The sequence below is a fragment of the Streptomyces halobius genome, from assembly GCF_023277745.1.
GTDB classification, from domain to species: domain Bacteria; phylum Actinomycetota; class Actinomycetes; order Streptomycetales; family Streptomycetaceae; genus Streptomyces; species Streptomyces halobius.
Genome location: NZ_CP086322.1, coordinates 4,794,612 through 4,808,534, shown reverse-complemented (window position 1 = coordinate 4,808,534; position 13,923 = coordinate 4,794,612). Strand labels below are relative to the sequence as shown.

12 protein-coding genes are annotated in these 13,923 nt (G+C 69.6%); 6 read left to right on the top strand and 6 right to left on the bottom strand.

Going from position 1 to position 13,923, the window contains the following annotated elements; translation table 11 throughout:
• Window positions 1-56 precede the first annotated feature (56 nt).
• From K9S39_RS21840 to K9S39_RS21820, 5 genes are all read left to right on the top strand, one after another.
• Complete coding sequence (locus K9S39_RS21840) at window positions 57-932, top strand: amidohydrolase family protein (protein WP_248865053.1); 876 nt, start codon at window positions 57-59, stop codon at window positions 930-932.
• 488 nt (window positions 933-1,420) lie between these two features.
• The gene (locus K9S39_RS21835) at window positions 1,421-2,122 is read left to right on the top strand and encodes a response regulator transcription factor (protein ID WP_283113521.1); all 702 of its coding nucleotides are present in this window, start codon (window positions 1,421-1,423) and stop codon (window positions 2,120-2,122) included.
• Between the two features lie 126 nt (window positions 2,123-2,248).
• On the top strand, window positions 2,249-2,485 hold the full coding sequence (locus tag K9S39_RS21830) for a hypothetical protein (RefSeq protein WP_248865052.1): 237 nt from the start codon (window positions 2,249-2,251) through the stop codon (window positions 2,483-2,485).
• A 140-nt stretch (window positions 2,486-2,625) separates the two neighbouring features.
• Complete coding sequence (locus K9S39_RS21825; protein ID WP_248865051.1) at window positions 2,626-4,419, top strand: MFS transporter; 1,794 nt, start codon at window positions 2,626-2,628, stop codon at window positions 4,417-4,419.
• Window positions 4,420-4,546: 127 nt separating this feature from the next.
• The gene (locus tag K9S39_RS21820; protein ID WP_248865050.1) at window positions 4,547-5,356 is read left to right on the top strand and encodes a TetR/AcrR family transcriptional regulator; all 810 of its coding nucleotides are present in this window, start codon (window positions 4,547-4,549) and stop codon (window positions 5,354-5,356) included.
• A 348-nt stretch (window positions 5,357-5,704) separates the two neighbouring features.
• On the opposite strand, the gene K9S39_RS21815 is transcribed toward K9S39_RS21820, so the two are convergent.
• The 3 genes from K9S39_RS21815 to K9S39_RS21805 form a co-directional block, all read right to left on the bottom strand.
• Entirely contained in the window at window positions 5,705-6,577 is an 873-nt protein-coding gene (locus K9S39_RS21815; RefSeq protein WP_248865049.1) for a YceI family protein, read from the bottom strand.
• A gap of 357 nt (window positions 6,578-6,934) precedes the next feature.
• Entirely contained in the window at window positions 6,935-9,586 is a 2,652-nt protein-coding gene (locus tag K9S39_RS21810; protein ID WP_248865048.1) for an MFS transporter, read from the bottom strand.
• A gap of 35 nt (window positions 9,587-9,621) precedes the next feature.
• Window positions 9,622-10,071, bottom strand: a complete 450-nt coding sequence (locus K9S39_RS21805) for a MarR family winged helix-turn-helix transcriptional regulator (RefSeq protein ID WP_248865047.1) — start codon at window positions 10,069-10,071, stop codon at window positions 9,622-9,624.
• Window positions 10,072-10,406: 335 nt separating this feature from the next.
• Between K9S39_RS21805 and K9S39_RS21800 the strand changes: the two genes are divergently transcribed.
• Window positions 10,407-10,619, top strand: coding sequence for a hypothetical protein (locus tag K9S39_RS21800; RefSeq protein ID WP_248865046.1), 213 nt, complete (start codon window positions 10,407-10,409; stop codon window positions 10,617-10,619).
• Window positions 10,620-11,058: 439 nt separating this feature from the next.
• Here K9S39_RS21800 and K9S39_RS21795 read toward each other — a convergent pair whose 3' ends face one another.
• The 3 genes from K9S39_RS21795 to K9S39_RS21785 form a co-directional block, all read right to left on the bottom strand.
• Window positions 11,059-11,820, bottom strand: coding sequence for a hypothetical protein (locus K9S39_RS21795; protein WP_248865045.1), 762 nt, complete (start codon window positions 11,818-11,820; stop codon window positions 11,059-11,061).
• A gap of 258 nt (window positions 11,821-12,078) precedes the next feature.
• Window positions 12,079-12,915, bottom strand: a complete 837-nt coding sequence (locus tag K9S39_RS21790; RefSeq protein WP_248865044.1) for an RNA polymerase sigma factor SigF — start codon at window positions 12,913-12,915, stop codon at window positions 12,079-12,081.
• Window positions 12,916-13,106: 191 nt separating this feature from the next.
• Window positions 13,107-13,916, bottom strand: a complete 810-nt coding sequence (locus tag K9S39_RS21785; RefSeq protein ID WP_248865043.1) for an RNA polymerase sigma factor SigF — start codon at window positions 13,914-13,916, stop codon at window positions 13,107-13,109.
• Window positions 13,917-13,923: the final 7 nt, after the last annotated feature.

Below are 13,923 nucleotides of genomic sequence, written 5' to 3'. Positions count from 1 at the left end.
GGGCGCTGGGTGTGCGGGTGTTCATGTGGTGAGCGAGATGACGGGAGGAGTGCGGGGTGGCGGACGGTGATGATCAAGTCGATGTGTTCTGGCGGGGGTTGGAGCTCCCTGGGCTGATCGATGTGCATACGCACTTCATGCCCGAGCGGGTGATGGCGAAGGTATGGGCGTACTTCGATGCCGCCGGGCCGCTGGTGGGGCGGCCGTGGCCGATCGCGTACCGGTACGAGGAGGACGAGCGGCTGGCGGTGCTGCGCGGCTTCGGTGTGCGCGCCTTCACGGCGATGATCTATCCGCACAAGCCCGGGATGGCCCATTGGCTGAACGGCTGGGCGGCGGACTTCGCGACCCGTACGCCGGACTGTCTGCGGACCGCGACGTTCTTCCCGGAGGACGGGGCGGCGGAGTACGTCCGGGCCGAACTCGGCGACGGCGTACGGGTCTTCAAGGCGCATGTGCAGGTCGGCGGGTACGACCCGGCCGACGCGCTGCTCGACCCGGTGTGGGGCGCCATCGCGGAGGCCGGCACACCGGTCGTCGTCCACTGCGGCTCGGGACCGGCGCCGGGCAAGCACACCGGGCCCGAGCCGATCGGGCGACTGCTGGCCCGCCACCCCCGGCTGCGACTGATCATCGCGCACATGGGGATGCCCGAATACGCCGACTTCCTGGACCTGGCACAGCGCTATCCGAGTGTGCACCTCGATACGACGATGGCGTTCACCGACTTCGCCGAGCGGGTGGCGCCGTTTCCGCAGGGTGAGCGGGGTCGTCTCGCCGATCTGGGTGAACGGGTGCTGTTCGGCAGCGACTTTCCCAATATTCCTTATGGGTACGCGCATGCGCTGGAGGCACTGCGGCGGCTGGAGATGGGGGAGCAGTGGCTGCGGGGGGTCTGTTACGGGAATGGGGCGCGGTTGTTCGGGTTGTGAGGGGCGGCTGGGGTGTCGGGTGAGCGCCAGTTGGCCGCGTTGGTGCTCGTTATCGCTCGTTGGTGCTGGTCAGGGCGATTGTCAGTGGTGGGTGCGATGCTGAGGACGTGCTGACCGGTTTGGACCGCGCGGGGGGGGCGGCCCAGGCCGGTCGCACGGGCCCAGGATCGTCGGTCAGGGAGCAGAAGTTGAGGGGGTAGGGCGTAGGGGGATTCTCAGGGGATTCACAGATTGCGGGAAGGGAGTTCTCAGGAGAGCGGGTCACGCTCAAGTCCATGACCATGACTCCGTCGTCTTCCGCGTCGTCTTCTCCGTCGTCAGCTGTGTCGTACTCGGCATCGTCCTGTCCGACGTCCGGTCGTTCGACCGGCCGGCCGTCGGGTGGTTCGGCCGTTCGTTCGTCTGGTCGGTCGGTGGGTCGTTCGGCGGGGCTTCCGCCCGGCGGGGCGAAGCCGGGCGCGCGGGCGCTCGGGAAGCAGTCGGAGTTGCTGCGGGCCGATGGCGGTCCGGTGCGGGTACTCGTCGTGGATGACGAGTCCTCGCTCGCCGATCTGTTGTCGCTGGCGCTGCGTTACGAGGGCTGGGACATCCGGTCGGAGGGCGATGGCACGGGTGCGCTGCGCTGTGCGCGGAGTTGGCGGCCGGATGCGGTGCTGCTCGATGTGACGCTGCCGAATATGGACGGGCTGACGGTGCTCAGCCGGCTGCGGCGTGAGCTGCCGGACGTACCGGTGCTGTTCCTGACCGCCAAGGACGCGGTCGAGGACCGGCTCGCCGGGCTGACGGCGGGTGGCGACGACTATGTCACCAAGCCGTTCGGCCTGGAGGAAGTGGTGGCCCGGCTGCGGGGGCTGTTGCACCGGGCCGGGGCGGCCGCCGCGCGTGGCGAATCGCTGCTCACGGTGGGCGATCTGGTGCTCGACGAGAACAGCCATGAGGTGTGGCGGTGCGGTCAGGAGATCCATCTGACCGCGACCGAGTTCGAGTTGCTGCGGTATCTGATGCGCAATCCGCGTCGGGTGCTCAGCAAGACCCAGATCCTGGACCGGGTCTGGAGCTATGACTTCGGGGGGCAGGCCAATGTCGTCGAACTGTATATCTCCTATCTGCGGCGGAAGATCGACGCGGGGCGGGAGCCGATGATCCACACCCGGCGTGGTGCGGGGTATTTGATCAAGCCGGGCGGATAACCGGCCGCGCGCTCCCACCTGGGGGCAGCGGGGGAGGGCCCAGCCCCGGATCACGGGTATGGAAGTGCTCCTGTGCTCGGGCGCGCCCCTGCCGCCCGACGTCGCTGGTCGTTGCGGACGCGGCTCGTGGCGTCGGCGGTGGCGCTGATCGCCGTGGTCGGGGCCGTTGTGGCCACGGTCACCACTCTCGCGCTGCACTTCAACCTGCCGGGTCAGTTGGATCGACAGCTGCAGGCATCCGTCGAACGCTCCCTGGTGCGGCGGCCCCACGACCCCTCACGGGGCGACCTGGATTTCGTGGAGATGCCCGGCGAACAGCAACAACCCCGGTCCGGATACCGGCAGACCGTCGGGACGGTCTGACCGGCGCGCAGACCGCGGTCCTGAACTCCGTACTCCGCGACGGCGCGCCGCACACCACGGCGATTGTTCAATGTACGGCGTATAAGACTCCCTGTACGGTGTATGGCGATCGCGTCCCCCACACCGCACAGGGAGCCCGTATGCCCGCCGTGGCCTCCACCGCCACCCTTCTCCAGCCGCCCGGCCGGACCGCCACCCGCTGGCTGATCCTGGCGGTCATCTGCGTCGCCCAGCTCACCGTCGTCCTCGACAACACCGTGCTGAACGTCGCCGTCCCCTCCCTCACCGAGGAGATGGGCGCCACCACCGCCGACGTCCAGTGGATGATCAACGCCTACTCGCTGGTCCAGTCCGGCCTGCTGCTCACCGCGGGCAACTCCGCCGACCGATACGGCCGTAAGAAGATGCTCGCCGTCGGACTGGTGCTGTTCGGCGTCGCCTCCCTGGGCGCCACCCTCGCCCAGTCGCCCGGCCGGCTGATCGCCGCCCGCGCCGTGATGGGCGTCGGCGGAGCGCTCCTGGTGACCACCACCCTCGCCGTCGTCATGCAGATATTCGACGACGCCGAGCGCCCCAAGGCCATCGGCATCTGGAGCTCCGTCAACTCCCTCGGGTTCGCCGCCGGGCCGCTGATCGGCGGGTCGCTGCTCAACCACTTCTGGTGGGGCTCGCTGTTCCTGGTCAACCTGCCCGTCGCACTGACCGGGCTGGTGGCCGTCGTCACCCTCGTCCCCGAGTCCAAGAGCCGCGGCGGCGAACGGCCGGACCTGCTCGGTGCGCTGCTGTCCATGATCGGCATGGCGGGAGTGGTCTACGCGATCATCGACGGGCCCGTCTCCGGCTGGCTGTCCGGCCGGGTGCTGATTTCCGCCGCCGTCGGCCTCGTCGGCCTGGCCGTCTTCGCCCTCTGGGAGCTGCGTGTCCCGTATCCGATGCTGGATATGCACTTCTTCCGTAACCGCCGGTTCATCGGTGCGGTCTCGGGCGGCATCCTCGTCGCCTTCGGGCTGGCCGGCTCGATGTTCCTGCTCACCCAGCACCTCCAACTGGTCCTCGGATACGGCCCGTTGGACGCCGGGCTGCGGATGGCGCCGCTCGCCGTCACGGTCATCCTGGTCAACTTCACCGGTGTGGGCGCCCGTCTGATGGCCAGGCTCGGCACCCCCGGGATGATCGTTTCCGGGATGACGCTGCTCGCGGCCGGACTCGCGGCGATCTGCACGCTCGGCGGCGACAGCTACGGCGGCATGCTGACCGGCCTGATCGTGATGGGCGTCGGGGTCGCGTTCGCCATGCCGACGATGGCCAACGCCATCATGTCCGCGATCCCGCCGGCCAAGGCCGGGGTGGGCGCCGGCGTCAACGGCACACTGATGGAATTCGGCCAGGGCCTGGGCGTCGCCGTCCTCGGCGCGGTCCTCAACGCCCGGTTCGTGGCGCTGCTTCCGCTGGTCGCCGCGGGTGCCGGATCGCTCCCGGCGGCGCTCGCCCGGACCCGGACGGACGCCGAGCGGGCCGCCGTCCACGACGCCTTCGCGAGCGGTATCGGCACCAGCCAGCTGGTCGGCGCGGCCGCGGTGTTCCTCGGCGGACTGCTCGCCGCGGTACTGCTGCGCCGGGCGGAGCGTACGGGGCAGGCCGCGGGCCGGGGCACGGGCCAGGGGAAGGCCACCGGACCGGAGGGCGAAGCGTCCGACGGGGCATCCGCCGGGACATCCGGCACAACATCCGACGGGGCGTCAGCCCGCGCATCAGGTGGGACGTCGGTCAGGACGGCAGGTGGGACGCCGGTCAGGACGGCAGGCGGGAGGCTGGCCAGGACGGCAGGTGGGACGTCGGCCAGGGCGTCAGACGACGGTTCAGGCGGGCGGTCCGCATCCCCCGACCCCGCCGCCGGATTGTCATCGTCACCCACTGTCAGTGCCGCGGAATAGCATCGGCAGAGAAGAAACCCGCTCGATGAGAAAAACCCGATGAGAAGCCACGATGAGAAGCACGACCGATCGATGAGGAGCACGACCGCTCGATGAGGAGCACGACCGCTCTGCGAAAGGGGGCGCCATGGCAGTGCCGGACGGCCGCGCCAAGAAGCAGCCGAAAAGCGTCTGGCTGACCGAACGCCCCCCACCCAAACGGAGGGCGGAGCAACCCGCCGGACTCGACCTCGAAAAGATCGTCGCGGCGACGGTCCGGCTGCTGGACGCCGAGGGCCTGGCCAAGTTCTCGATGCGTCGGCTCGCCGCCGAGCTGGGTGTCACCGCGATGTCCGTCTACTGGTACGTCGACACCAAGGACGACCTGCTGGAGCTGGCGATCGACGCGGTGGCGGGGGAGATGCCCCTCCCCGACGCGTCGGACCCGAGCGCCGACTGGCGCGACCAGCTGCGCGCCCTCGCCGTCGCCTACCGCGACATGCTGCTGCGCCATCCCTGGGCGGCCCGGCTGCTGGCCGAGTTCATGAACATCGGCCCGCATTCCGCGGCGTTCTCCAACGCCACCCTGCGGGTGATGCGCCGCACCGGCCTGGACACCGAGCGCACTTATGGCGCGCTGGCGTCACTCTTCCATTTCGTCTACGGATTCTCGACGGTCCGGGCCACACACGAGGCCCGGTGCCGGGCCGCCGGCATCAGCCTCGACGACTACTTCGAGCAGGTCATGGCCGTCATCTCGGGCCGCCCGGAATTCGCGGAGACGATGGAGCTCGCCTCCCGGGCCGAGTACGCCCGCCAGTCCCGGAGCGCCCGGGAGATGCTCGACCGGGACTTCACCATCGCGCTCGATCTGCAGATCGCGGGGATCGAGGCGATGCGGGAGCGGGACGGCGGCGGGGTGCCCCCGGCTTCCGTCGGCAGTGCTCGGCGGCGCTGATAGCGCTTGGGCCGGGCCCCATCAGGAGGCCCGGCCCGAGTGATTACATCGTCCGCGAGCAGCTAGCGCTAGAAGTGCGGTCACCGCAGCGACCGCAGCGACCGCAGCGACCACAACTGCCGCTATGGGGATGCCCTATGACTGCTGACTACTGACTATGGCCGGACGAGCAGCAGCGAGTTGATCGGCCCTGGTGATCTGGTTGCACGAAGTGCCGTAGGTCCCGGCCGCGTCCGGCGTGCTGAACCGCCTTCGCGGCAGGCAGCTCGCCGCAGTCACAGGAGTCACACCAGGAATTCGATCTTGCCCGAAGCAGGAAGCGGAAGACGCGGCGCTGTGTTACCAGACTCACCCCATAGGCAGCGTCTCCCCCTGCACCGCCTGAATGGCCAGCTCCACCCGCAACGTCGTCCCGATCGCCGCGATCCCGGCCGCCACGACCTGGTTGTAGTTCATCTTGAAGTCCTCGCGGCGCAGTTCGGCGGTGGCACGGAAGGCGGCGCGCAGCCCGCCCCACGGGTCCGGACCGCTGCCGAGGTAGCTCAGATCGAGGTCCACCGGCCGTACGACACCGTGCAGGGACAGCTCACCGTGCACCGTCCAGCGGTCCGGTCCGGCCGGCGTCAGACCCGTGCTGCGATAGGTGATCTCCGGGAACTCCACGACGTTCAGGAAGTCCTCGGAGCGCAGATGCCCGTCCCGCATCCCGTTGCCGGTGTCCACCGACGCCGCCTTGATGACCGCCTCGACCCGCGACCGCGACAGGTCCTCGGCGATCTCGATCCGGCCACCGAACTCGGTGAACCGGCCGTGCACACTGGAGATCCCCAGGTGCTGGGCGATCGCGCCCACCGTCGAGTGCATCGGATCGATCGTCCAGGTGCCGGGCGGCGGCAGCTCGGCCCCGCCCTGCCGTGCCAGCACCACACTGCCCACGTCCATCCGGCCGCTCCCCGTCACGATCGCGCTGGAGGCGACCGGCGCATAGCCGACGGCCGTCACGATGACCGTGTACGGGCCGGCGGGCAGCGGCTGTTCGCTGCGGATGGCGCCTTCCCCGTCCGCCGCCGCACGCAGCACCTGAGTGCCCGTCATATCGGTGACGGTCAGCACGGCGTGCTGCACCGCCCAGCCGTCCCGGGTGCGGATCTGCGCCCGTACTCCCGCGGAACCCGCTCCCGCGCCCGCGTCGGCTCCCGCTCCCGCGCCCGTCGAAGTCATTGCCACTCCATTTCTTGCCTCATGGGTGCTCCCTGTTCATGGGGGTCCCCCCCGCTCGAACGAGTTGAGAGTGGGGGAGAAGCCGAGAGTTTGGGGGAATGTCGGGCTCCGGGCGGCGGTGTGCAGGCCGTCCCCTGCCTGTGCGCACAGCCGCCGCCGGAGCCCTGGTGTCCGGGCCGGGGCGCGTCTCCGCTCAACACGCGCCTGGGCCCGGAGTCTTGTGCCCGGAGGTCAGCCGGGCTGGTCCGGCCAATCAGCCGACCAGCGAACCAACCGGCCGTTCCATGAGCCGACCGGCGAACCCACCGGCCGGCCAGTCCACCGACCCGTCAGCCGACCGTTCAACCAGCCGACCGATCAGTCCTCCGGATGCGCCAGCTCAACGTCATGCCCATCCACCCCACGCGCGTCCACCGTCAGTCCACTGGCGGCCGGTGGGTAGCCGCTCGCGATGACCGTGTAGTCGCCGGCGTCCAGGTCGGTGAAGGCGTACGCGCCGTCCTCTCCGGTGGTGGACGTGGCCACGACGTTGCCCGCGGCGTCCACCAGCGTCACCCGCGCATCGGGCAGCGGCCGGCGGTGCGCACCCGCCCGCACGACGCCCTGCACCCGTGCGCCGGACAGCAGCTCGACCTCGACATGGGTCGTGCCCTGGCCGCCGACCTCGACCGGCAGCGCGGCCGGCCGGAAGTCGGCCGCGTTCACCGCGACGGTGAAGGTGCCCGTCGCCAGCTCGTCGAAGGCGAAGTAGCCCTCCGCGCCGGTCTTCCCGGTGGCCAGTACCTCGCCCCGGACATCGGTGACGACGACCATCGCCCCGTCGACCGGCGCACCGGTGGGCGCGCTGCGGACCTGGCCGGCGAGACCGCTGGTGCCGCTGAGCAGGATGTCGTAACCGAGCGGCTGCTCCCCGACGACAACCGTGGACGCCTGCGGCTGGTGCCCGTCGGCGGCCGCGATCAGGACGTACGAGCCGGCACCGGGGGCGTTGAGCGCGTACGAGCCGTTGGCCCCGGAGACCGCGCGGCCCAGCTGACGCCCGCTCAGCGAGATCAGCGTCACCGCGGAGCGCGGGACGGGACTGCCCTCCCCGTTGCGGACGAAGCCGTGGACCGACGGGCCGGACGGCGCGGCATCGCCGCCACCGGCCGAGGCGTACGCGGCGAGCGGCTGCGCCACCGTCGCGGCGGCCGGCTGTGCCCAGGACGGCGTATGCGCACCGTCGTCGTACGAGTCCGGGACCGGGGCGGCCGGCGCACCCACCAGCGCGGGCTCCGACTGCTCGCCGTCCGTCGAGGCCGTGGCCGCAGTCGGGGCGTTCACCGGAGCCATCGCCTCCGCACCGTTCACCGCCTCGCTGCTCTGCCCCGCACCACTCGCGCCCGCACCACTCTGCGACTCACCGCTCTGCGCCAGTCCACCCCGCGTCTTCAACGCGACCTCCTTGATGCACAGCGTGAAGAGAAAGGCGAGCAGCGCGCAGGGTGCCGCGTACAGGAAGACATCGCCGACGCCGTGCCCGTACGCGGTCTCCATGACGGTGCGCAGCGGCGCCGGGAGGGCGTCCAGGTCCGGTATGCCGCCGCTGTTGCCGCCGGCCTGGGCGGCCGCCTTCGCGGCCTGGGGCCCGAGCTCGGTCAGTCCGTCCTTGACGTAGTGGGTGACGCGGTTGGCGAGCACCGCACCGAGCGCCGAGACGCCCACCGCACCACCGAGGGAGCGGAAGAAGGTGACGACGGAGGAGGCCGAACCGAGGTCTTCGGGGGCCACCTGGTTCTGCGTGCACAGCACCAGGTTCTGCATCATCATGCCGATGCCCAGCCCCATCAGGGCCATGAAGATCGCGACCTGCCAGTACTCCGTGTCGTAACGGATCGTGCCCAGCAGCCCGAGCCCCGCGGTCACCAGCGCACCACCGCTGACCAGCCAGGCCTTCCACTTCCCGGTCTTGGTGATGATCTGCCCCGACACCGTCGAGGAGATGAACAGACCACCGATCATCGGGATCGTCAGCACACCGGACATCGTCGGCGACTCACCGCGCGCCAGCTGGAAGTACTGGCTGAAGAAGACGGTGCCGGTGAACATCGCGATACCGACGAACATCGACGACATCGACGCCAGGGTGATCGTCTTGTTGCGGAACAGCCGCAGCGGGATGATCGGCTCCTTCGCCCTGGCTTCCACGAGGACGAAGATCATGCCGAGGACGACCGAGCCGCCGACCATCGCACCGGTCTGCCACGACCACCACGCGTACTTGTCACCGGCCAGCGTCACCCACACCAGCAGCAGCGACACCGCCGCGCTGATGAAGAACGCACCCGCCCAGTCGACCTTGACGCCTTCCCGCTTCACCACGGGCAGCTTGAGCGTCTTCTGCAGCACGATGAGCGCGATGACCGCGAACGGCACACCGACGTAGAAGCACCAGCGCCAGCCGAGCCAGCTGGTGTCGGTGATGACGCCGCCGAGCAGCGGGCCGCCGACGGTGGCTACGGCGAAGACGGCACCGAGGTAACCGCTGTAACGGCCGCGCTCCCGCGGTGAGATCATCGCGGCCATCACGATCTGGGCCAGGGCGGACAGTCCGCCCACGCCTATGCCCTGCACCACGCGGCAGGCGATCAGCATGCCGGTGTTCTGCGACAGCCCGGCGACCACCGATCCCGCGACGTAGATGAGCAGCGCGAACTGCACCAGCAGCTTCTTGCTGAAGAGATCGGAGAGCTTGCCCCACAGCGGGGTGGACGCGGTCATCGACAGCAGCGCGGCGGTGACGACCCAGGTGTAGGCGCTCTGCCCGCCCTCCAGATCATGAATGATCTCCGGCAGCGCATTCGACACGATCGTCGACGACAGAATGGCGACGAACATGCCGAGCAGCAGCCCGGACAGTGCCTCCATGATCTGACGGTGCGTCATGGGCGCCCCGCTGGAGGCGCTGTGACCGCCACCTCCATGTTTGGCGTGGCCGCCCCGCACACCGGCTGGTGTGGTCGTAGCCATGTAGTTCCTTTTCGTCCTGCGGGTGTACGGGTGGGTCAGTCGTGATGCGCTCGCATACGGCAGTCGCCGAAGCTCGTACGGAGCTTGGCGAGCAGCTCGTTGAGACGGCCGACGTCATCGTCGGACCAGTCGTCCAGGTATCGGGCGAGTGATTGGGTGTAGCGCTCGGCGAGCTCCTGGAGGAGCTCCTTGCCGCTCGGGGTCAGGCGGAGCAGCCGCGACCGCTTGTCCGCCGGATCGGGCTTCCGCTCGATCCAGCCGCGCTCGCAGACGTGCGCGACATGCCGGCTGGTCACCGACATGTCGATCGCCAGCAGCTCGGCGAGCTGGCTCATCCGCATCTCGCCGTGCCGGTCGAGAAGCGTGAGCACACCGGCCGACGCGGGTGGGCAGTCCTGCGGAAGGATCCGCCCCATTTCCCGCTTGACGGCACCGATGGCGCTGAGTTGCCGGACCAGCTCTTCGTACTGACTCTGAGCGGCCACGGTCCCTCCATGATCTTTCGTTGCTTAGGGCAACCATAATTAACGTTGGTTGCTGAAGGCAAATGAAATGGGTGCGGTAGGGGTAAAAGGAGCCAAAAGTCTCGGCCGGGCGGAGGTCAAGGCCCGCGATTCACTGCCGAAAGCCGCAGGTGGGTCGGTGTGGCGGGGCATGTGCGCGCCCCTGCCGGCTTCGTGCCGGCAGGTGTGCGTACGTGCCGCATGCATGGCGCAAACGTGCCGCATGCGTGCTGCACACCTCCGCATACGTGCCGTATATGTGCTGGTACGCGCCCCCGGGGTGCCCCTCCGCCGCCGGTTCGCTAGGGTCCTGCCCCATGGCGACCAACCCGCAGAACCAGGCCGACGGCAACTACGACCCGGCGGGCAGCACGCAGATGTTCCGCGCCTTCGTCGACGAGGGCGGCACCCCGCAGGCCGGCGGCCGCGCGACGGCCCAGCAGTCGGCCGGCCCGCGCGTGGGCGTCATCATCGGCGTGATCGTCGCGATCGCGGTCGTGGCCGGCGCGGCCTGGCTGGCACTGGCATAGGCCCTGACCGATTGGCCAGGGCCGGAAAGGCCCGCACGACGTCGTGCTTACGCCTTCGTACCTAGACGACTTTCGTGCCTACGCGGCCATTCTTTGGACTTCCGCACGAACGGGGGCCCGGGTGATCCCGGGGCACCGTTGCCGCGGCCGGTGCGGTCACGGCGGCCGGCGGACCGGCGCAGGCGGCCCCTGGTGAAGGCGTCGGGGCCGCCGTGCGGGAACCGGGGCCGTACGCGCGCAAGATCGGGAAACTGCCCGCACGGATGACCGTCGAGGAGAAACTGGGGCAGTTGCAGCAGCTGCCGTGGACGCGTGGACGTATGACACCGGGCCCGGCGGCGGGGAGACGAAAGAAGCCGGGACGTTGTGATCGGCTGACGCGGCTTCCAACGCCGCTGTGATCAGCGCCGCCGCCTCCTGCCGCGCGCCCGGAGGGACGTCACTTCCAGTCGAACGTCACATCCCGGGTGTCGATATGCATACCGAGCGGCACTCGCCACGCGTCCACGCACACTCGCCAGGTGCCGGTCTTCCGCTCGCCGGGCGCGAGCGGCAGCGGAAGCCTGCGGGTGGAGTCGATCGTCGCCCAGTCGATGCCGAGGGGGCCGATGACGTGGGTGCCGAAGGTGATGGTGCCGGCGGTGACCGGGCGCTTGCCGGTGTGGAGGAAGTCGACGGTGACCTTTTCGCACCAGCGGACGTCGGTGTCGACGAGGGCGGGCCGGCCGATCACGAGCCCGGCCGGGGTGTCCGGGCCGGCCGGGAGGGCGGGCGAGGGCGGCCTGGGAGTGGGCGAGCCGCTGCCGGGCGAGCCGTCGCCGGAGGAGCCCGAGTCGTCGGAGGAGCCGGGCGGACGGGGAGTACCAGGCGGAGAGGGCGAGTTGGCGGCGGGAGCGCTGTCGCCCGGGGGGCCGGGGGCGGCCGGCGAAGCGGAGGAACCCGGTGCGGAGGAACCCGGTGCGGAGGAACCCGGTGCGCGCTCGTCGGCGCCGTCGGCGTCGCCAGGACGGTCGCCGTCCAGAGGCGTCAGCTCGACTTCGCCCTCCGGAGGTACGGCCTTCGTCGGTGCGCGGCCATCGGAGGGACCTGCCGCGCCCACCGCGACATAGCCGTGCTCGGACGTGCCCCCGCAGCCGCTGAGCAGAACGCTCAGGCACAGTAGGGCCGCCGAAGCGGAGGCGGCAGCCGTCGTCCGTCGCATCGTGGGGCACCTCCCAACGGTAGCCGGGGGACAGTGTCGCTGACGTGACGTCAGGAGTACAGGGGGTGGTGCGAACGCTTCGTACGGCCACGGGAGTTGGGTACGGTCACAAGACTCGTACGGTCACAAGGCTCGTACGGTTGCAAGATTCGTACGGACACGAGAGATGGCAAGCTGCCCCAACAGCCTCCCGCTGTACGGTTGTCCGCCGAGCGCCGCGACGATGCGCGTGTCGCCTGCCTCTCGGCGGACCGGGCCTCAGTCTGAGATAAGACCTTCGCGCAGCTGCGCGAGCGTGCGGGTGAGCAGCCGGGAGACATGCATCTGGGAGATGCCGACCTCCTCGCCGATCTGTGACTGCGTCATGTTGGCGAAGAACCGGAGCATGATGATCTGCCGTTCACGGGCCGGGAGTTTGGCCAGCAGGGGCTTGAGGGATTCGCGGTACTCGACGCCCTCCAGCGCGGAGTCCTCGTAGCCGAGGCGGTCCGCGAGGGAGCCCTCGCTGCCGTCGTCCTCGGGGGACGGGGAGTCGAGGGAGGAGGCGGTGTAGGCGTTGCCGACCGCCAGGCCGTCGACGACGTCCTCCTCCGACACCCCCAGGCACATGGCCAGTTCGGGCACCGTCGGCGAGCGGTCCAGCTGCTGGGCGAGCTCGTCGCTGGCCTTGGTGAGGGCGAGCCGGAGCTCCTGGAGGCGGCGTGGTACCCGTACCGACCAGGACGTGTCGCGGAAGAAGCGCTTGATCTCGCCGACGACGGTCGGCATCGCGAACGTCGGGAATTCCACCCCGCGTTCGCAATCGAAACGGTCGATCGCCTTGATCAGTCCGATCGTGCCGACCTGGACGATGTCCTCCATCGGTTCGTTGCGGCTGCGGAACCGTGCCGCGGCGTAGCGCACGAGCGGGAGGTTGAGTTCGATCAGGGTGTCGCGGACGTACGTACGCTCCGCGCAGTCCTTGTCGAGCGTGGCCAGCCGCAGGAAGAGGGAGCGGGAGAGCGTGCGGGTGTTGATGGAGTCGTCGTCATGCACGTGTGGCGCAGGCGCGGGAATCGCGGCAAGCACCTTCGAGCTGCCCAGTTCTACGGACATGCCACCCCCTTGAGGTCGCGGTTGGGTCGCTACGGCGTCCCTCGGCCCAGGCCGGACCGAGGAGTTATGCCTCCACCTGAATACCGGAGCCAGAGCCATGGCAAACGCGGTTCCTGCAGAATGTCACATGTCGGCAACACGCTGTAGCGCCATGTCGACATATCTGTGCAGGAACGGGTCGTCCTTCCCGGTTAGGCGTCGATCCTGTTTGCGGATCTCAATCTGGCGAAGCTGCGCGACAGCAGACGTGACACATGCATCTGCGATACTCCCAGCTCCGCGCTGATCTGGGACTGCGTCAAGTTGCTGTAGTAGCGCAGGAGAAGGATGCGCTGTTCGCGCTCGGGCAGCTGGACGAGGAGATGCCGGACGAGGTCGCGGTGCTCGACGCCGGCCAGTTCCGGATCCTCGTATCCGAGCCGGTCCAGGAGGCCCGGCAGACCGTCGCCCTCCTGGGCGGCCTCCAGGGACGTCGCGTGGTACGAACGGCCGGCCTCCAGGCAGGCCAGGACCTCGTCCTCGCCGATCTTGAGCCGCTCGGCGATCTCGGCGGTGGTGGGCGACCGGCCGTGCAGCACCGTCAGATCCTCGGTCGCGCCGTTGACTTGCACCCACAGTTCGTGGAGGCGGCGCGGGACGTGAACGGTGCGGACATTGTCGCGAAAGTAGCGCTTGATCTCGCCGACGACGGTCGGCATCGCGAAGGTCGGGAACTGGACGCCGCGGTCGGGGTCGAACCGGTCGATGGCGTTGATCAGGCCGATGGTGCCGACCTGGATGACGTCTTCCATCGGTTCGTTGCGACTGCGAAAACGGGCGGCGGCGTAGCGCACCAGCGGCAGATTGGCCTCGATCAGCGCGGCACGGACCCGGGCGTGCTCGGGAGTGCCGGGTTCCAGGTCCGCCAGCTCCGCGAACAGCACCTGGGTGAGTGCCCGCGTGTCCGCGCTTCGGCTCTCGCGGGACGGAGCCTTGGGCGCAGTACGGGCCGTCACGGTCACGCCACCC